Annotated in this window: 19 protein-coding genes; 6 read left to right on the top strand and 13 right to left on the bottom strand. The window is 63.3% G+C overall.

Annotation, left to right across the window (positions count from 1 at the left end; genetic code table 11):
- Positions 1 to 120 precede the first annotated feature (120 nt).
- Together NJG22_RS13040 and grxD are read left to right on the top strand one after the other, a co-directional pair.
- Entirely contained in the window at positions 121 to 2,229 is a 2,109-nt protein-coding gene (locus NJG22_RS13040; protein WP_253095007.1) for a molybdopterin oxidoreductase family protein, read from the top strand.
- Positions 2,230 to 2,320: 91 nt separating this feature from the next.
- Positions 2,321 to 2,656: a Grx4 family monothiol glutaredoxin gene (gene grxD, locus NJG22_RS13035; protein WP_027918973.1), complete on the top strand. Its 336-nt coding sequence runs from the start codon at positions 2,321 to 2,323 to the stop codon at positions 2,654 to 2,656.
- A 270-nt stretch (positions 2,657 to 2,926) separates the two neighbouring features.
- Here the strand turns inward: grxD and bfr are convergent, their stop codons facing one another.
- On the bottom strand, positions 2,927 to 3,400 hold the full coding sequence (gene bfr / locus NJG22_RS13030; protein ID WP_217853306.1) for a bacterioferritin: 474 nt from the start codon (positions 3,398 to 3,400) through the stop codon (positions 2,927 to 2,929).
- A gap of 202 nt (positions 3,401 to 3,602) precedes the next feature.
- The gene (locus NJG22_RS13025; protein ID WP_011532520.1) at positions 3,603 to 3,824 is read right to left on the bottom strand and encodes a bacterioferritin-associated ferredoxin; all 222 of its coding nucleotides are present in this window, start codon (positions 3,822 to 3,824) and stop codon (positions 3,603 to 3,605) included.
- A gap of 215 nt (positions 3,825 to 4,039) precedes the next feature.
- On the opposite strand from NJG22_RS13025, the gene NJG22_RS13020 reads away from it, so the two are divergent.
- The gene (locus NJG22_RS13020; RefSeq protein ID WP_009684560.1) at positions 4,040 to 4,642 is read left to right on the top strand and encodes a peroxiredoxin; all 603 of its coding nucleotides are present in this window, start codon (positions 4,040 to 4,042) and stop codon (positions 4,640 to 4,642) included.
- Between the two features lie 158 nt (positions 4,643 to 4,800).
- On the opposite strand, the gene rnt is transcribed toward NJG22_RS13020, so the two are convergent.
- Both rnt and pyrC read right to left on the bottom strand, forming a co-directional pair.
- Entirely contained in the window at positions 4,801 to 5,475 is a 675-nt protein-coding gene (gene rnt / locus NJG22_RS13015) for a ribonuclease T (protein WP_217853307.1), read from the bottom strand.
- Positions 5,472 to 6,518, bottom strand: coding sequence for a dihydroorotase (gene pyrC / locus NJG22_RS13010; RefSeq protein WP_253095006.1), 1,047 nt, complete (start codon positions 6,516 to 6,518; stop codon positions 5,472 to 5,474). Before pyrC ends, rnt begins: the two co-directional genes overlap by 4 nt.
- A gap of 130 nt (positions 6,519 to 6,648) precedes the next feature.
- On the opposite strand from pyrC, the gene NJG22_RS13005 reads away from it, so the two are divergent.
- Both NJG22_RS13005 and NJG22_RS13000 read left to right on the top strand, forming a co-directional pair.
- Positions 6,649 to 7,611 carry an OmpA family protein gene (locus NJG22_RS13005; RefSeq protein WP_253095005.1) on the top strand — a complete coding sequence of 321 codons (963 nt, stop codon included), beginning with the start codon at positions 6,649 to 6,651 and terminating at the stop codon, positions 7,609 to 7,611.
- Positions 7,612 to 7,745: 134 nt separating this feature from the next.
- A complete protein-coding gene (locus NJG22_RS13000) occupies positions 7,746 to 8,963 on the top strand; it encodes an argininosuccinate synthase (RefSeq protein WP_217853310.1) in 1,218 nt (405 codons plus the stop codon).
- 54 nt (positions 8,964 to 9,017) lie between these two features.
- On the opposite strand, the gene NJG22_RS12995 is transcribed toward NJG22_RS13000, so the two are convergent.
- Complete coding sequence (locus NJG22_RS12995) at positions 9,018 to 9,548, bottom strand: hypothetical protein (RefSeq protein ID WP_253095004.1); 531 nt, start codon at positions 9,546 to 9,548, stop codon at positions 9,018 to 9,020.
- Positions 9,549 to 9,913: 365 nt separating this feature from the next.
- Here NJG22_RS12995 and NJG22_RS12990 point away from each other — a divergent pair, with 365 nt between their 5' ends.
- Complete coding sequence (locus tag NJG22_RS12990; protein ID WP_217853312.1) at positions 9,914 to 10,540, top strand: response regulator transcription factor; 627 nt, start codon at positions 9,914 to 9,916, stop codon at positions 10,538 to 10,540.
- Positions 10,541 to 10,580: 40 nt separating this feature from the next.
- Here NJG22_RS12990 and NJG22_RS12985 read toward each other — a convergent pair whose 3' ends face one another.
- The 8 genes from NJG22_RS12985 to metG form a co-directional block, all read right to left on the bottom strand.
- Complete coding sequence (locus tag NJG22_RS12985) at positions 10,581 to 10,757, bottom strand: PA3496 family putative envelope integrity protein (RefSeq protein WP_217853313.1); 177 nt, start codon at positions 10,755 to 10,757, stop codon at positions 10,581 to 10,583.
- A 104-nt stretch (positions 10,758 to 10,861) separates the two neighbouring features.
- The gene (gene nth, locus NJG22_RS12980) at positions 10,862 to 11,500 is read right to left on the bottom strand and encodes an endonuclease III (protein ID WP_217853314.1); all 639 of its coding nucleotides are present in this window, start codon (positions 11,498 to 11,500) and stop codon (positions 10,862 to 10,864) included.
- 4 nt (positions 11,501 to 11,504) lie between these two features.
- Positions 11,505 to 12,029 carry an Rnf-Nqr domain containing protein gene (locus NJG22_RS12975; RefSeq protein ID WP_253095003.1) on the bottom strand — a complete coding sequence of 175 codons (525 nt, stop codon included), beginning with the start codon at positions 12,027 to 12,029 and terminating at the stop codon, positions 11,505 to 11,507.
- The gene (locus NJG22_RS12970) at positions 12,026 to 12,628 is read right to left on the bottom strand and encodes an RnfABCDGE type electron transport complex subunit G (RefSeq protein ID WP_253095002.1); all 603 of its coding nucleotides are present in this window, start codon (positions 12,626 to 12,628) and stop codon (positions 12,026 to 12,028) included. The genes NJG22_RS12975 and NJG22_RS12970 overlap by 4 nt, the downstream gene beginning before the upstream one ends.
- A complete protein-coding gene (locus NJG22_RS12965; protein ID WP_253095000.1) occupies positions 12,625 to 13,596 on the bottom strand; it encodes an RnfABCDGE type electron transport complex subunit D in 972 nt (323 codons plus the stop codon). Before NJG22_RS12965 ends, NJG22_RS12970 begins: the two co-directional genes overlap by 4 nt.
- Positions 13,583 to 14,335, bottom strand: a complete 753-nt coding sequence (locus NJG22_RS12960; protein WP_366518795.1) for an RnfABCDGE type electron transport complex subunit B — start codon at positions 14,333 to 14,335, stop codon at positions 13,583 to 13,585. Before NJG22_RS12960 ends, NJG22_RS12965 begins: the two co-directional genes overlap by 14 nt.
- Positions 14,332 to 14,859: an Rnf-Nqr domain containing protein gene (locus NJG22_RS12955; RefSeq protein ID WP_253094998.1), complete on the bottom strand. Its 528-nt coding sequence runs from the start codon at positions 14,857 to 14,859 to the stop codon at positions 14,332 to 14,334. Before NJG22_RS12955 ends, NJG22_RS12960 begins: the two co-directional genes overlap by 4 nt.
- 85 nt (positions 14,860 to 14,944) lie before the next feature.
- On the bottom strand, positions 14,945 to 16,987 hold the full coding sequence (metG, locus tag NJG22_RS12950) for a methionine--tRNA ligase (protein ID WP_253094996.1): 2,043 nt from the start codon (positions 16,985 to 16,987) through the stop codon (positions 14,945 to 14,947).
- Positions 16,988 to 16,993: the final 6 nt, after the last annotated feature.

The raw sequence follows: 16,993 nt of genomic DNA, 5'->3' as shown, positions 1-16,993 counted from the left end.
CAAACCCGCTGTCGTGAATCGCCGGCCTGATGTCGCCCGATTCACGCGGCGAAGCGCGCTGGCACGCCGCGATGGCGCGGCGCATAGTCGAGCGTCCAGAACAACAAGGCAGAGGCGGCCATGACCAAGACCCTGCATCACCGAGCCTGTCACCTGTGCGAGGCCATCTGCGGCCTGAGCATCGAAGTCAGCCATGAGGCCGATGGCCGGGCGCGCATCAGTTCGATCAAGGGAGACCCGCAGGACCCGTTCAGCCGTGGCCATATCTGCCCCAAGGCGGTGGCCCTGCAGGACATCCAGGAAGACCCGGACCGCTTGCGCCAGCCGCATCGGCGAGTGGGCGACAGCTGGCAACCGATCAGTTGGGAGCAGGCATTCGAATTGGCCGCCGAACGGTTGTGGGCGCTGCAGCAGGCGCACGGGCGCAATAGCGTGGCGGTGTACCAGGGCAACCCCAGCGTGCACAACTATGGCCTGATGACCCACAGCAACTATTTCCTCGGCCTGCTCAAGACGCGCAACCGCTTTTCCGCGACCTCGGTCGACCAGCTACCGCAGCATCTGACCAGCCACCTGATGTATGGCCACGGCCTGCTGCTGCCGATCCCGGACATCGACCATACCGAGTTCATGCTGATCCTTGGCGGCAATCCGTTGGCCTCCAACGGCAGCATCATGACGGTCCCTGATGTGGAGAAGCGGCTCAAGGCGTTGCAGGCCAGGGGCGGGCGCCTGGTGGTGGTGGACCCGCGCCGTAGCGAGACGGCGGCGCTGGCCGACCAGCACCTGTTCATCCGCCCCGGTGGCGATGCGGCGCTGCTGGCGGGGCTGCTGCATACCCTGTTTGCCGAGGACCTTGCCCGTGGAACGCATTTGCCGGTCAGCGGCCTGGAACAACTGCGCGCCGCCCTGGCGCCGTTCGCTGCCGATGCCATGAGTGCTTGCTGTGGCATCCCGGCCGAGGCTATCCGCCAGTTGGCCCGCGATTTCGCCGCTGCCGACAAGGCCGTGTGCTATGGCCGCATGGGGGTGTCGACCCAGGCCTTTGGCACGCTGTGTCACTGGCTGGTGCAGCTGATCAACCTGGTGACCGGCAACCTCGACCGCGTGGGTGGCGCGTTGTGTACTGAGCCAGCGGTGGACCTGGTGGCCAGTACCGCGGGCGGGCACTTCGACCAGTGGCGCAGCCGCGTCTCGGACTTGCCCGAGTATGGCGGCGAACTGCCGGTGTCGGCCCTGGCTGAAGAAATTCTCGAGCCTGGCGAGGGGCAAGTGCGGGCTTTGGTCACGGTCGCCGGCAACCCGGTGTTGTCCACGCCCAATGGCCGGCAGCTGGATCAAGCCCTGGCAGGCCTGGACTTCATGCTCAGCATCGATTTGTACATCAACGAGACCACGCGCCATGCCGACCTGATCCTGCCGTCGACCTCGGCCCTGGAGAACGACCACTACGACTCGACCTTCAACCTGTTGGCCGTGCGCAACGTCACCCGTTTCAACCGGGCGATCCTGGCCAGGCCCGAGGGGGCGCTGCACGACTGGGAGATCTTCGTGGGGCTGGCCAAGGCGTTTGCCGCGCGCGCCCAGCTCGAGCTTAAAGCGACCTTGCCGCCAGCGCAGATGATCGATCAGGCGCTGCGTAGGGGGCGTCATGGCGACGGCTCGGCCTGGCAGCTCTCGCTACAGACGCTCGAGCGGCATCCCCATGGCCTGGACCTTGGGCCGTTGCAGCCGAACCTGGCTGGCCGCCTGCGCACTGCCAGCCAGGCGGTCGAGGCCGCACCGCAGGTGTTGCTCGATGACCTGCAGCGTCTTGCTCGATATCGGCCGCCGGAGGTTGGCCAGTTGTTGTTGATCGGCCGTCGCCATGTGCGCAGCAACAATTCCTGGATGCACAACTTCCAGCGCCTGGTCAAAGGCAAGCCGCGCCACCAGTTGCTGATGCACCCGGACGACCTGCGCCAGCGACACCTGCACGATGGCCAGACCGTGCGGGTTCGCTCGCGCACCGGGGTGCTGGAGGTGCAGGTGCAGGCCAGCGAGGACATGATGCCGGGGGTGGTCAGCCTGCCCCATGGTTTTGGCCATGCCCGCCAAGGGGCGCGTCTGCAGGTGGCGACCGTCTTGCCTGGGGTCAGTGCCAACGACCTGACCGATGAGCGCCTGCGTGACGGCGTGTCCGGCAATGCCGCGCTCAATGGCGTACCGGTGCAGGTGGAGGCCGCCTGATGTACGGCAAGGCCGAGCACGCTGCTCGGCTTTCCGTTACAATGCGCCACCGTGCCGACGATCACGTCGGAAAGTTCAGCCGAGGTGCTTCATGGATATCATCGAAACAATCAAAGAGCAGATCGCCAACAACACCGTTCTGCTTTATATGAAAGGCTCGCCGAATGCCCCGCAGTGCGGCTTCTCGGCCCGTGCTTCGCAGGCTGTGATGGGTTGTGGCGAGAAGTTCGCCTATGTCGACATCCTGCAGAACCCGGAAATCCGCGCCAACCTGCCCAAGTACGCCAACTGGCCGACCTTCCCGCAACTGTGGGTGGCCGGTGAGCTGGTCGGTGGCAGCGACATCATGCTGGAGATGTTCGAAAAGGGTGAGCTGCAGACCCTGATCAAGGAAGCGGCCGCCAAGGCCAAGGCTTCCGAAGCCTGATTCAGGTCTTTTCGCCAGCACGCAAAAAGCCCCGCGATAGCGGGGCTTTTTGTTGGCCAAACATCGTCAGCAATTGCTAGGCCACAATTCGCCGGCTGCATGCGGCTTGTGTAGGAGCGGCCTTGTGTCGCGAAAGGGCTGCGAAGCAGCCCCGGCGATTTTGCATGGTACCGATATCCTGGGGCCGCTACGCGGCCCTTTCGCGACACAAGGCCGCTCCAGGGTTACGCGATCACCTGCTGGCGATGCTTTGTCTGACCGAGGTAAAACTTATTCTTCGCCCATCTGCGATTGCAGGTAGTTCTCCAGGGTGATCTTGTCGATCAGGCCCAGTTGGGTTTCCAGCCAGTCGATGTGCTCTTCCTCGGACTCGAGGATATCTTCGAGCAGGTCACGGGAACCGAAGTCGCCAGCGGTTTCGCAATGGGCGATGGCGGCTTTCAGGTCGGCGTGAGCCTTTTTCTCAAGCTTCAGGTCGCACTCGAGCATCTCCTTGGTGTGCTCGCCGATCATCAGCTTGCCCAGGTCCTGGACGTTGGGGATGCCTTCGAGGAAGAGAATACGCTTGATCAGTTTGTCAGCGTCCTTCATCGCGGTGATGGACTCTTTGTACTCGAGCTTGCCCAGCTTGTTCAGGCCCCAATCTTCATACATGCGCGCATGCAGGAAGTACTGGTTGATCGCGACCAGCTCGTTTCCGAGGATCTTGTTGAGATGCTGGATGACGCTTACGTCGCCTTTCATGATGGGGTCCTGCCCTGTGGAAGTTGAGCCAATGAAATCAAGTTTGAGCCCGACTACTATCCATGTCAAACCTAAGTTATTGAATAATAAGTGAAAATTAATAGGAATAAGAATGTTTGTGAACCGCGTTCGGGCGCTAAGTTATTGAATTGAAGGCATAAAAAAACCGGACACGAGGTCCGGTTCTTTGAATTCTGCCAGGTCAGGCGGCGTTGAATTCCACAGGGTAGGGCAGCACGGCCTGTTGGCTCAGTTGCAGTTCGGTGAGCGTTTCACGCACCACCTGCTTGGCCAGGCAAGCACATTTGCCACACTGGCTGGCGACGTTGGTCGCGGCTCGAACTTCCTTGTAGCTGCAGCATCCTTCGTAGATCGCATCGCGGATCTGTCCGTCGGTGACACCGACACAAAGACACACATACATAAAGGCTGACCATCGCGGGGTTGAGTCGATGGGTTGGAGAGTAATGGTAATGAGAATGCTTGTCAAAGCACTTTCTGAAAGGGCCGTGCTTGAGCGACCGGTGGTACAGATTCGGCCTGTCACGCAAAGCTGTGTATGATGGTCAACCTTTGCTGGATCCGGGGGAATGCGTTCTGCCCGGGCAAGCTTCTTCACCCCTCATCAGGAGAAATCGAATGAGCGTACTCGTTGGCAAGAAAGCCCCTGACTTCACCGTACCGGCTGTGCTGGGCAACGGCGAAATCGTCGACAGCTTCAACCTGGCCTCGGCCATCAAAGGCAAGTACGGCCTGGTGTTCTTCTACCCGCTGGACTTCACCTTCGTCTGCCCGTCCGAGCTGATCGCCCTGGATCACCGCATCCCGGACTTCCAGGCCCGCAACGTGGAAGTGATCGGCGTGTCGATCGACTCGCACTTCACCCACAACGCCTGGCGTAACACCCCGGTCAACAACGGCGGCATCGGCCAGGTCAAGTACACCCTGGCGGCCGACATGACCCACGAAATCTGCAAGGCCTACGACGTCGAGTCCGAAGGCGGCGTGGCGTTCCGTGGCGCCTTCCTGATCGACACCAACGGTGTCGTTCGTTCGCAGATCGTCAACGACCTGCCGCTGGGCCGTAACATGGACGAGCTGCTGCGCCTGGTCGACGCCCTGCAATTCCACGAAGAGCACGGCGAAGTCTGCCCGGCCAACTGGAAGAAAGGCGACAAGGGCATGAACGCTTCGCCGGAAGGTGTTGCCGCCTACCTGAGCGAGAACGCTGGCAAGCTGTAATCGCCATGCGTAAAAAAACCGGCCCTGGTGGCCGGTTTTTTTATTCCAACGGTCAAGTTTAACCCTGTAGGAGCCGGCCTTGCCGGCGAACCAGCCAGCGCAGTGGATGGCACCGGCGCTGCCGGTGTTCGCCGGCAAGGCTCCTACAGAGGGCGAGTTCAATCGTTGAAATCGCGCCAGCCGCCCATCTCTTTCCAGCGGTTGACGATGCCGCAGAACAGCTCGGCGGTCTTCTCGGTGTCGTAGCGCGCCGAATGCGCCTCACGGCCGTCGAAGTCGATGTCGGCGCTTTGGCAGGCCCGCGCCAGCACGGTCTGGCCATAGGCGAGGCCGGCCAGGGTGGCGGTGTCGAAGCTGGAGAACGGGTGGAACGGGTTGCGCTTGATGTCGTTGCGCGCCACCGCCGCATTGAGAAAGCCCAGGTCGAAGCTGCTGTTGTGACCGACCAGAATCGCCCGCTTGCAGCCGTTGGCCTTCAATGCCTTGCGCACACCGCGGAAGATATCGGTGAGCGCGCTTTCCTCGGCCACGGCCATGCGCAACGGGTGGTCCAGCTTGATCCCGGTGAACTCCAGCGCGGCGGCCTCGATGTTGGCCCCCTCGAACGGCTCGACCCGGTAGAAGTAGGTGTGCTCGGGGAACAGGAAGCCTTTCTCGTCCATGCCGATGGTGACCGCGGCAATTTCCAGCAGGGCGTCGGTGGCGCTGTTGAAACCGCCAGTCTCGACGTCCACCACCACCGGCAGGTAGCCGCGGAAACGCTCGGCCATCGGGTGCCGCGAGCCGCTGCTGACCGGGCTGTCCTGTTCGTCGTCGTAGAGGTCTTCGCTCACGCGTTGTCCTCCAGCAGGCGCCAGCGCAGCTTTTCACCTGCGCGCAACGGAATCACGGTGTTATCACCAAACGGCAGGCTGTCCGGCGCGGTCCACTCGTCACGCACCAGGGTGATCGTGTCGGTGTTGCGCGGCAGGCCGTAGAAATCCGGGCCGTGCTTGCTGGCGAAACCTTCGAGCTTGTCCAACGCGTTGCGCTGCTCGAACGCCTCGGCGTACAGCTCGATCGCGGCATAGGCGGTGTAGCAGCCGGCGCAGCCGCAGGCGGCTTCTTTCGCGTGTTTGGCGTGGGGGGCCGAATCGGTACCGAGGAAGAACTTCGGGTTGCCGCTGGTGGCGGCGTCCAGCAGCGCCACCTGGTGGGTGTTGCGCTTGAGGATCGGCAGGCAATAGAAGTGCGGGCGAATGCCACCGACCAGCATGTGGTTGCGGTTGTACAGCAGGTGCTGGGCGGTGATGGTCGCGCCGACGTTGGCCGGGGCCTCGCTGACGAACTGCGCGGCGTCGCCGGTGGTGATGTGCTCGAACACCACCTTGAGGGTCGGGAAGCGCTCGACCAGACGGCGCATGTGCTCGTCGATGAAGCGTTTCTCGCGGTCGAACACGTCGATCTCGCTGCGCGTGACTTCACCGTGCACCAGCAAAGGCATGCCGGTCTCGGCCAGGGCCTCGATCGCCGGGAAAATATTGTCGATGCTGGTCACGCCCGAGTCGGAGTTGGTGGTGGCGCCGGCCGGGTACAGTTTGGCGGCGTACACAAAGCCGCTGGCCTTGGCCGCGCGGACATCCTCGGGGCTGGTGCGGTCGGTGAGGTACAGCACCATCAGCGGCTCGAAGCGGCTGCCGGCCGGGCGGGCGGCAAGGATGCGCTCGCGGTAGGCGCCAGCCTCGACGGCGTTGCGCACCGGCGGCACGAGGTTGGGCATGATGATGGCACGGGCAAAGGTGCGCGCCACGTCACCGACGGTATGTGGCAGGACGGCACCATCGCGCAGATGGATGTGCCAGTCGTCGGGGCGCAGGAGGGTCAGGCGATCGGACATTGGGAATTCCAGGCGGGTCGAACTCAGACCTCAATGCTACCGGAAAACCCCTTGTCGAGCACGGCTATCAAGTTTTCCCACGGGCGTCCGATAGCCTTGAGGTAAGCCGTCAGAATCTGTGGAGCCGCCCGTGCGCCAGCGTTACCTAGCCCTGTTCACCCTTGTCGCCAGCCTGCCGGCTGGGGCATTGACCTTCCAGACCCGCGTGGAGAACGTCGCCTGGAAAGTCGAGGGGGACCAGTTCGAATGCCGCCTGATCCAGCCGATCGACGGTTTCGGTAGCGGTGAGTTCGTGCGCCGCGCCGGTGAGCAGCCGACTTTCCAGCTGCGCTCGGACAGCAACGTGCTGGGGGCCGGCTCCGCCACCCTGCTGGCCGCGGCGGCGCCCTGGCAGCCCGGGCGCGGCGATATCAACCTGGGTGCGGTGCGCATGGCCCGCAGTGGTGTGCTGTTCACCTCCAGCCAAGGGCAGGCCAGTCGCCTGATCAACGGCCTGCTCGATGGGCGCAGCAGCGTGGTGCGCAACTACGCCGGTGAAGGCGGGCGGGCCATGGAGGTGCATGTGATGCCGGTGAGTTTTGCCAAGGCCTACAGCGACTACCAGCTCTGCGCGGCCAAATTGCTGCCGATGAACTACGACCAGATCCGCCAGACCCAGGTCGGCTTTCCCGGTGGCGGCATCGAACTGGACAGCTCGGCGCGCGCGCGCCTGGACGTGATCCTCGACTATCTGAAAGCCGATCCGTCGGTCAATCACATCGAGCTCAATGGCCACTCCGACAACAGCGGCAATCGCCTGACCAATCGCGATACCTCGCGGCGGCGGGCCCTGGCGGTGGCCGAATATTTCAAGGCCCATGGCGTGCCGGACGAGCAGATCACCGTGCGCTTCCATGGCGAACGCTACCCACTGGCCAAGAACAACACCCCAGCCAACCGTGCGCGCAACCGCCGAGTCAACATTCAGCTTGACCGGGTGACACCGGTGGACAAGCCCGTCGAGCAGCCGCCGGTGCAGGCCCCGCCGGCCGCAGCCCCTGCTGCTGCACCCGCGGTCCCGGCAGGGGCCGCGCAGCCCGCGCCAGGGAAATAATCCAGGGTGCGACCGCGGGTCGCGCTCTCGACAATTCCTGTCGCTTTGTCGTCACAAGCTGTCGCCCCATTGTAAATTTTTCGGCAAGGCCGGTAGAATCGTCGGCTTTCCGTACAACCCCGTGGAGTGATGGCATGGCGGACGTAAAAAAGGTCGTATTGGCGTATTCCGGCGGCCTTGATACTTCGGTGATTCTCAAGTGGCTGCAGGACACCTACAACTGTGAAGTGGTGACTTTCACCGCCGACCTCGGTCAGGGCGAGGAGGTCGAGCCGGCCCGCGCCAAGGCCCAGGCAATGGGCGTGAAAGAAATCTACATCGACGACCTGCGCGAAGAATTCGTGCGTGATTTCGTGTTCCCGATGTTCCGCGCCAACACCGTCTACGAAGGCGAGTACCTGCTGGGTACTTCCATCGCCCGCCCGCTGATCGCCAAGCGCCTGATCGAGATCGCCAACGAAACCGGCGCCGATGCCATTTCCCACGGCGCAACCGGCAAGGGCAACGACCAGGTGCGCTTCGAGCTGGGTGCCTATGCGCTCAAGCCCGGCGTCAAGGTCATCGCCCCATGGCGCGAATGGGACCTGCTGTCCCGCGAGAAGCTGATGGACTACGCCGAGAAGCACGGTATCCCGATCGAGCGCCACGGCAAGAAGAAGTCGCCGTACTCGATGGACGCCAACCTGCTGCACATTTCCTACGAAGGCGGCGTCCTGGAAGATACCTGGACCGAGCACGAGGAAGACATGTGGAAATGGAGCGTCTCGCCGGAGAACGCGCCGGACCAGGCTACCTACATCGAGCTGACCTATCGCAACGGTGATATCGTCGCCATCGACGGCGTCGAGAAGACCCCGGCCACGGTCCTGGCCGACCTCAACCGCATCGGCGGCGCCAACGGCATTGGCCGCCTCGACATCGTCGAGAACCGCTATGTCGGCATGAAGTCGCGCGGCTGCTACGAGACCCCGGGCGGCACCATCATGCTCAAGGCCCACCGTGCCATCGAGTCGATCACCCTGGATCGCGAAGTCGCTCACCTTAAGGATGAGCTGATGCCGAAGTACGCCAGCCTGATCTACACCGGCTATTGGTGGAGCCCGGAGCGTCTGATGCTGCAGCAGATGATCGACGCCTCCCAGGTCAACGTGAACGGTGTCGTGCGCCTGAAGCTGTACAAAGGCAATGTCACCGTCGTCGGCCGCAAGTCGGACGACTCGCTGTTCGACGCCAACATCGCGACCTTCGAGGAAGACGGCGGGGCCTACAACCAGGCTGATGCCGCAGGCTTCATCAAGCTCAATGCCCTGCGCATGCGGATTGCTGCCAACAAGGGGCGTGCGCTGCTCTAAGCAGGCGGTTGCAGAAAAAACCCGGCCAGTGCCGGGTTTTTTTGTGCCTGGGCCTCATGCTTGATGTTCTCCGTCGAATGCCGTTGCAGCATTGTCGAGCATAGGTTCCACCGACAGGTGAATGCATACCCGTGCATCCAGGTTGTACAGGACCCAGCGCCGCGTCGAGGACGGTGGCCGCTCGAGCATGCGCAGTACATGGTTTTCGATCATCTTGCGGCTTTCCGAGCCGGAGATGGCGATGATCATTGCGCCTTGATCTTGGCTGGAGGGCCTGATGGCTTCAGCGGGCATCGTGGGGCTGTGCGTTGCCGTTGCCTGTTCGGCGCTTGGGCCGGAGGCAGAAGAGGGCGGCTGACAACTTGAACCGGGCTCGTGTTTCTCGGGGGCGAACAATGAGCCGGTGTTGAAGTTGAGGGTGAGGAAGAACAACACCGTCAGGAAAAACGGAAACCCCACCAGAAACCAGGTGTAGATACTCTGGCTCTCCTCACTGAGAAAGGGCAGGGAGGCCAGTGCCGAGGCTTCGATGACGCCGGCAAACACGGCGATAAGGGTCAGGGGACTAAGGGATTCTTGGTTCATGATGAGTATCCGGTCGAGCGTCGCTCATCTGTACGTTGTTTCTTTTCCCGACAGCAGTGTGAGGCGCTTCCATTATTGGAAATGAATCTCCTTCAACCTTTATCCTGTGCCTATAAGTGAAATTTCCTGCGAGCTATGTAATGGGTCGGTACTTGGATCCCATTGGCGGGGCTGTTAATTTTTGTGACGGTTAATTCAGGCGCGAATCTATTACATTTTGTGAAATAGACGTGCGTAGGATTAATCCTCAATAGTTGTAGTCCTCTTCTTTTGATGTATCTGTCAGGGGAACTTCATAACTAATCGGCGGCAAGGTCGGTTAAGGTGGCCTGGCGAATTGAAAATAACGAATCAATGGATATCGCATGAATAAAGTGCTGATCGTGGATGATCACCCGGTCATTCGCCTGGCCGTACGCATGCTGATGGAACGGCATGGTTACGAGGTGGTGGCGGAGAGCGACAATGGTGTGGATGCCCTGCAACTTTCGCGGGAGTATCTACCGGACATCGTCGTGTTGGATATCGGGATCCCCAAGCTGGATGGGCTCGAGGTGATAGCTCGGCTGGCCCTGCTGAGCCCGGCGAGCAAGGTGTTGGTACTGACATCGCAGACCCCGGGGCATTTCTCGATGCGCTGCATGCAGGCGGGGGCGGCGGGTTACGTATGCAAGCAGCAGGAATTGACCGAGTTGCTCAGCGCAATCAAGGCGGTGCTGTCCGGCTACAGCTACTTCCCCAACCAGGCGCTGCACAAGGGGCGCTCCGGTGTCGGCGGCGCGACGGAAAGCGAGATGGTCGAGCGTCTGTCTGGGCGAGAGATGATGGTGCTGCAGCAACTGGCGCGGGGCAAAAGCAACAAGGAAATCGCTGATAGCATGTTCCTCAGCAACAAGACCGTCAGTACCTACAAGACCCGACTGTTGCTCAAGCTCAATGCCCGTTCCCTGGTCGACCTCATCGAGTTGGCCCAGCGCCATGGCCTGGCCTGAGCGTGATTGAAAAAGCCCCCATGGCGGAGGCTTTTCAGGGTTACAGGTCGTAGTCGAAATCGGCCAGTTGCCTCTGCAGTCGCCGCTCTTCGAGCATGTTGTCGATGGTGCGGCGTTTGCTGAGGTTGGTCTTGGCCGGTTCGGCCTGAGGCTCTTCGTCTTCGTCCACGCTCTGGAATTCTTCGTCGATAGCCAGGTCTTCTTTATCGGTGCTCATGCGTCACTCCAAGCCAAAGGGCCATTGGCCGTCCTTATAACGGGATTCGCAGAGCGGGTAAAAAAGATTTTTTCAATCGTTGCGGGGCGTAATTCACTATTGCCTCAATCGTCCGAGGTCTTGTGCTTGTACTCGCACAGGTCTTCGATCCGGCAACTCCCGCACCGTGGCTTGCGCGCCTGGCATACATAGCGGCCGTGCAGGATCAACCAATGGTGGGCATCGAGCAGGTAATCGCGGGGGACGAACTTCAGCAGTTTCTTTTCCACCTCGAGCACCGTCTTGCCCGGGGCAATGCCGGTGCGGTTGCTCACGCGGAAAATGTGCGTATCGACGGCCATGGCCAGCTGGCGGAAAGCCGTGTTCAGGACCACGTTCGCGGTCTTGCGCCCAACGCCTGGCAGCGCTTCGAGTGCTTCGCGGGTTTGCGGAACCTCGCCGCCGTGTTGCTCGACCAGCAGGCGGCAGGTCTCGATGACGTTCTTGGCCTTGCTGTTGTACAGGCCAATGGTCTTGATGTATTCGCTCAGGCCTTCCACGCCCAGGGCATGGATCGCCTGTGGTGTATTGGCCACCGGGTACAGCCGGGCGGTGGCCTTGTTGACCCCGACATCGGTAGCCTGGGCCGAAAGAATCACGGCGATCAGCAGTTCGAATGGAGTGGTGTAGGCCAGTTCGGTCTTTGGATCGGGGTTGTCTTCATGCAGCCTGCGAAAGATCTCCAGGCGTTTGGCGGCATTCATGGGGTCAACGGGTTCCTTGACGGCGTGAGGGGTGGATCCGTGGGCGCAGGTGATTGTACAAGCCCAGTAGCAGACCGAGGAGTATCAAGGCGCCTGGCGCCAGTTCGGCAACATGCAGGCCAAGCGATTGGGCCAGCAGCTGCCGGCAGGCGCCCAAGGCGATGCAGGCTGCCAGCAGGCCGCCAAGGCCGATGCACAGTGCCCGCCAGCGCTTGCGTTGTGGCAGCAGCGGGTCGATGGCCAGGCAGCTCAGGGCCAGCAGGGCGGGATAGTGGCCCAGTTGCACGGCCAGGGGCAGGGCCCAGGCGCGCAGGCCCAGCAGCAGGCAGCTGGTCAGGGTGCTCACCAGCACGATGTTGGCCCAGGGCAGGGTGGCGCTGTCGAGGTGGCGGCGCAGAGGGGCCATCAGTACCTGATGCAGGCCTGCGAGCACGAGCGCGCACAAGCCGATGGCGGCACCCTGGGCCGCGCTGGCGGTGGCGCCTAGCAGCGGTGCAAGGCCGGCCAGCAAAAACCACGGTGAGCTCATGGGGTCGCCTCGCCAAGCAGTGTCGGGCGCTGCGCGTCGAAATAGCGCAAGGCATCTTGCAGCGCATCGATCACCGCGCGCGAGGTCACCGTGGCGCCCGCCATCTGGTCGAAGACGCCATGGTCGCGCTTGATCGCCCAGGCTTGGTCGTGGGTCTTGCCGGTGAACTGCTCCAGCCAATGCAGGGTTGGGTCAACCAGTTGGTCGCCCAACCCCGGGCTTTCCTGCTGCTTGAGCACATGCACGCCGACCAGGCGGCCTTGGCTGTCGATGGCGATCGCCAGCTCGACTGGGCCGGCATAGCCCTGGAAGCTGCTGTGCAGCAGGATAGCCACCGGCATGCCGGCCAGGCTGGCACGGTAGGCGGCGAGCAGCCGGCTGTGCGCCAGTGTCGGTTGCGCCAGGGGCAAGGGATTGGCCAGTGGACGGTTGTCGTAGCTGCCTGCGGGAAGCACCGCCAGCCATTGCCGTTCCTTCCACTGCTGCGTGGCTTCGGCGATCGGGCTGGCGGTCCAGTGTCGCCAGGTGAGCGTGGCAGCCAAGGCCAGTGCGGTTATCAGCACCAGCAGCAGCAGCTGGCTGCGCCAGCGGGCATTCATGCGCGCACCCGCTCGCGGGCTTCTGCCAAGCGGTCCAAGGCAGGCGCGGCCAGGTTCATCAGCAAGATGGCGAATGCCGTGCCGTCGGCAAAGCCGCCCCAGGTGCGAATCAGGTAGATCAGCAGGCCGGCGCCGCAGCCGAACAGCAAGCGGCCAAGCGGGCGCTTGCAACCGGAGACCGGTTCGGTGGCAATGAAGAACGCCGCCAGCATGGTCGAGCCGGAAAACAGGTGCAGCAGGGGGGAGCCGTTGGAATCGGACCCGGCGCCGTTCCAGGCCAGCAGGCTGAACAGCAGCAACCCACCGAGCAGGCCGACCGGCGCGTGCCAGCTGAACACCTTGCGCTGCAGCAGCAACAGGCCGCCGAGCAGGAAGGCGAGGTTGACCCATTCGCCGCCTTTGCCACCCACGTGCCCGAAAGCGGTATGAGTGCTGAACAGTTCGTCGACGGTCAGGCTGCGGTTGTGGCGCAGCACGTCCAGGACCGTCGGGCTGGCCCAGGCGTCGATCTGTTCGCTGGCGGCAAAGCTCAGGTGCAGGCTGTCCAGCAGGCCCGGGGTGTGGCCAGGCCAGTGGTGCATCTGCAGCGGGAAACTGAGCAGAACGAAGACGTAGCCGACCATCGCCGGGTTGAACGGATTGCGCCCGACACCGCCGTAGGCTTGCTTGCCCAGGCCGATGGCGACGCTCGCCGCAACCACAGGCAACCACCAGGGTGCCTGGGCGGGCAGGGCCGCGGTCAACAGCACGGCGCTGACCCACGCACTGCCATCGCCGAGCGCCACGGCTACCGGCAGCCTGCGCCAGCGCAGCAATAGGGCTTCGGTCGCCAACGCGGCGGCGCCGCACAGCAGCAGGTTGATCAATACCCCCCAGCCATGCAGCCAGAACAGCACCAGCAAGCCTGGCAAGCAGGCCAGCAGCACCAGGTTCATGGCGCTGCGCAGGCGCGGGTCAGGTACTGGCATGGGCTTGCAGCGCTTCAAGGTGCTGGCGCGCTTGCTCAGCGGCGGCCTCAAGAGCCTGGAGTTGCGCGAGCTGTTGCGCCTCGGGGGTGGCGCCCAAGGCGTTGCGGGCCTTGCTCAGTTGAGCGCGACTCATGGCCGCGGCAATCTTCGCCTGCTTGAGGGCGGCATCGTTGTCGACAGGCTGTTGCCGCGCCTGGCGTTGCGCCTGGCGCAGGGCTTGCTCCCGGCGCTGGCGCGCCTGGCGTTGTTCGTGGCGCTGGCGCGCGCGGTCGCGTCGCTGGTTGCGCGCCAGGCGTTGCTCGGCGCCGTGGGCCAGGTCGCCGACGATGGGAACAGCATTGGCCGGCAGCGGTAACAGGTCGATGCAGTCGACGGGGCAGGGCGCCAGGCACAGGTCGCAACCGGTGCACTCGCTGGCGATCACGGTATGCATCAACTTGGCCGCGCCGACGATGGCGTCCACCGGGCAGGCCTGGATGCACTTGGTGCAGCCAATGCATTCGGCTTCGCGAATGAATGCCACCTGCGAGGGGCCCGGTGGGCGTTGTGGGTCGAGCGCGATCACCGGTACCTGCAGCAGCGCGGCCAGGGCAGCGATGGTCTCGCGGCCGCCGGGCGGGCATTTGTTGATCGCTTCGCCCGCAGCCAGGCCTTCGGCATAGGGCCGGCAGCCGCCGTGGCCACATTTGCCGCATTGGGTTTGCGGCAGCAGGGCATCGATGCGTGGTATCAGACTCATTGTGTGAATAATCCGTTGAACCCGGAAAATGCCATGACCATGACCCCGGCACCGATCAGTTCGATCGGCAGCCCGCGCAGCGCCAGTGGCAGGTCAGGGTGGCGACTGCGTACGCGCAGGTCGGCGAACAGCACCAGGGCCAGCCAGAAGCCCAGTGCCGCGCCAACGCTGTAGCTCAGCGCCTGGCCGATGCTGCTGGCATCACTGGCAAGCTGCAACAGCAAGCCTAGCACCACGGCATTGCCCATCAGCAACGGCCGCAGGCCGTCCATGGGCCAATCGGGCCGCCAGCGGCCGAGCAAAGTCGGCAGTGCCCAGGCCAAGGCGCCCAGCAACGGCAGGAACAGGAGCAATTGCAGGTCGCGCCATGCCGCCGGCAGCAGCAGCCCGATGGGCAGCGCCAGCAGCATCAGCCCGCTGCATAGCCCCAGCAGGTGCACGCGGGCACGCGCGACGGGTTCGCCCGGCAGGGCCAGGTGATTGACCAGCGCGGCGCTGACCAGGACCAGAACGTAGTCGCTCATGGAAATGCCGGGCTCTGCGGGAAAACCTGATTATCCCGCAGCGCGCGGCCGATGCAAATGCCCCGGCCAGTGGCCGGGGCAAAGCTTACTTGATACGCTGGCCAGGCTTGGCGCCGCTGTCGGGGCTGAGCAGGTAGATCTCCTCCCCGCCAGGGCCGGCGGCCATGACCATGCCCTCGGAGATACCGAAGCGCATCTTGCGGGGCTTGAGGTTGGCCACCATCATGGTCAGCCGGCCTTCCAGCAGGGACGGATCCGGGTAGGCCGACTTGATGCCCGAGAACACATTGCGGCGCTCGTCGCCGATGTCCAGCGTCAGTTGCAGCAGCTTGTCGGCCCCGGGTACGGCCTCGGCCTTGACGATCAGGGCCACGCGCAGGTCTACCGCAGCGAAGGTGTCGAACTCGATCTCGGCCGACAGCGGATCCTTGGCCAGCTCGCCGTTACCTGCCGGGGCGGCCTTGGCTTCGGCGGCCAGCAGGTCTTCCTTGCTGGCGGCGACCATGGCTTCGACCTTGGCCGGCTCGATGCGGCTCATCAGCGCCTTGAACGGGTTGAGCTTGTGGTTTTCCAGGCGCGACTGCAGGTCGTTCCAGGTCAGCGGCGCGACATTGAGGAAGGCCTCGGCGTCGGCGGCCAACAGCGGCAGCACCGGTTTGAGGAAGATCACCAGCTGGCGGAACAGGTTGACGCCCTGGGCGCAGATGGCCTGGACGTCGTCCTGCTTGCCTTCCTGCTTGGCCAGCGACCACGGCGCCTGGTCGGCGATCCAGGCGTTGGCGCGGTCGGCCAGGGCCATGATTTCGCGCATGGCGCGGCCGAAATCGCGGCCTTCGTAGGCCTCGGCAATCGACGGCGCGGCGGCGAGGAAGGCTTCGCTCAGCTCTGGCGCGGCATCGCCCGCAACCATCAGGCCGTCATTGCCCTTGTGGATGAAGCCGGCGCAGCGGCTGGCGATGTTGACCACCTTGCCGACCAGGTCGGAGTTGACCTTCTGCACGAAGTCCTCGAGGTTCAGGTCGAGGTCGTCGACGCCGCGGCCGAGCTTGGCGGCGTAGTAGTAGCGCAGGTATTCCGGTTGCAGGTGGTCGAGGTAGGTGCGCGCCTTGATGAAGGTACCGCGCGACTTGGACATCTTCGCGCCGTTGACGGTCAGGTAGCCGTGCACATTGACCGCGGTCGGCTTGCGCAAACCCGCGCCTTCGAGCATGGCTGGCCAGAACAGGGCGTGGAAGTTGACGATGTCCTTGCCGATAAAATGGTACAGCTCGGCCTGCGAGCCTTCGTTCCAGAATGCGTCGAAGTCCAGCTCCGGGCGGCGTGCGCAGAGGTTCTTGAAGCTGGCCATGTAGCCGATTGGCGCGTCCAGCCACACATAGAAGTACTTGCCCGGCTCGCCGGGGATTTCGAAGCCGAAATACGGCGCGTCACGGGAGATGTCCCATTCCTGCAGGCCGGCGTCCAGCCACTCGGCGAGCTTGTTGGCTACGGCGTCCTGCAGGGTGCCGCTGCGGGTCCACTGCTGCAACATGGCCTGGAAGTCCGGCAGCTTGAAGAAGAAGTGCTGCGAGTCGCGCAGCACCGGGGTGGCACCGGAGATCGCCGACTTGGGGTTCTTCAGCTCGGTCGGGGCGTAGGTGGCCCCGCATTTTTCGCAGTTGTCGCCGTACTGGTCCTCGGCCGCGCACTTGGGGCAGGTGCCCTTGATGAAGCGGTCGGCGAGGAACATGCCCTTTTCAGGGTCGAAGTATTGGGTGACCGAGCGGGTGGCGATGTGGCCGGCATCACGCAGGCGGCCGTAGATCATGCTCGACAGCTCGCGGTTCTCCTCGCTGTGCGTGGAGTGGAAGTTGTCGAAGTCCACCAGGAAGTCGGCGAAGTCGCCGGCATGCTCGGCCTGGACGTTGGCGATCAGCTGCTCGGGGGTGATGCCTTCCTTCTCGGCGCGCAGCATGATGGCCGAGCCGTGGGCGTCGTCGGCGCACACGTAGATGCACTGGTTGCCGCGCAGTTTCTGGAAGCGCACCCACATGTCCGTCTGGATGTACTCGAGCATATGGCCAAGGTGGATGGATCCATTGGCGTAGGGCAGGGCGCTGGTGACGAGAATCTGACGTGGCTCGGACATGGTGGC

This window comes from Pseudomonas sp. VA159-2, assembly GCF_024126635.1.
GTDB classification, from domain to species: domain Bacteria; phylum Pseudomonadota; class Gammaproteobacteria; order Pseudomonadales; family Pseudomonadaceae; genus Aquipseudomonas; species Aquipseudomonas muyukensis.
The sequence above is the reverse complement of the archived record's forward strand: the minus strand, read 5'-3'. Positions and strand labels throughout refer to the sequence as shown.

Coding starts and splice junctions, on each gene's coding strand:
- NJG22_RS13020 (WP_009684560.1), top strand. CDS start 4,040: ATGAGCGTACTCGTTGGCAAGAAAGCCCCTGACTTCACCGTACCGGCT.
- NJG22_RS12970 (WP_253095002.1), bottom strand. CDS start 12,628: ATGAATGCCCGCTGGCGCAGCCAGCTGCTGCTGCTGGTGCTGATAACC.
- NJG22_RS12955 (WP_253094998.1), bottom strand. CDS start 14,859: ATGAGCGACTACGTTCTGGTCCTGGTCAGCGCCGCGCTGGTCAATCAC.
- NJG22_RS12995 (WP_253095004.1), bottom strand. CDS start 9,548: ATGAACCAAGAATCCCTTAGTCCCCTGACCCTTATCGCCGTGTTTGCC.
- NJG22_RS12960 (WP_366518795.1), bottom strand. CDS start 14,335: ATGAGTCTGATACCACGCATCGATGCCCTGCTGCCGCAAACCCAATGC.
- NJG22_RS12965 (WP_253095000.1), bottom strand. CDS start 13,596: ATGCCAGTACCTGACCCGCGCCTGCGCAGCGCCATGAACCTGGTGCTG.
- NJG22_RS12985 (WP_217853313.1), bottom strand. CDS start 10,757: ATGAGCACCGATAAAGAAGACCTGGCTATCGACGAAGAATTCCAGAGC.
- NJG22_RS13040 (WP_253095007.1), top strand. CDS start 121: ATGACCAAGACCCTGCATCACCGAGCCTGTCACCTGTGCGAGGCCATC.
- metG (WP_253094996.1), bottom strand. CDS start 16,987: ATGTCCGAGCCACGTCAGATTCTCGTCACCAGCGCCCTGCCCTACGCC.
- NJG22_RS12990 (WP_217853312.1), top strand. CDS start 9,914: ATGAATAAAGTGCTGATCGTGGATGATCACCCGGTCATTCGCCTGGCC.
- grxD (WP_027918973.1), top strand. CDS start 2,321: ATGGATATCATCGAAACAATCAAAGAGCAGATCGCCAACAACACCGTT.
- NJG22_RS13000 (WP_217853310.1), top strand. CDS start 7,746: ATGGCGGACGTAAAAAAGGTCGTATTGGCGTATTCCGGCGGCCTTGAT.
- bfr (WP_217853306.1), bottom strand. CDS start 3,400: ATGAAAGGCGACGTAAGCGTCATCCAGCATCTCAACAAGATCCTCGGA.
- NJG22_RS12975 (WP_253095003.1), bottom strand. CDS start 12,029: ATGAGCTCACCGTGGTTTTTGCTGGCCGGCCTTGCACCGCTGCTAGGC.
- nth (WP_217853314.1), bottom strand. CDS start 11,500: ATGAATGCCGCCAAACGCCTGGAGATCTTTCGCAGGCTGCATGAAGAC.
- NJG22_RS13025 (WP_011532520.1), bottom strand. CDS start 3,824: ATGTATGTGTGTCTTTGTGTCGGTGTCACCGACGGACAGATCCGCGAT.
- pyrC (WP_253095006.1), bottom strand. CDS start 6,518: ATGTCCGATCGCCTGACCCTCCTGCGCCCCGACGACTGGCACATCCAT.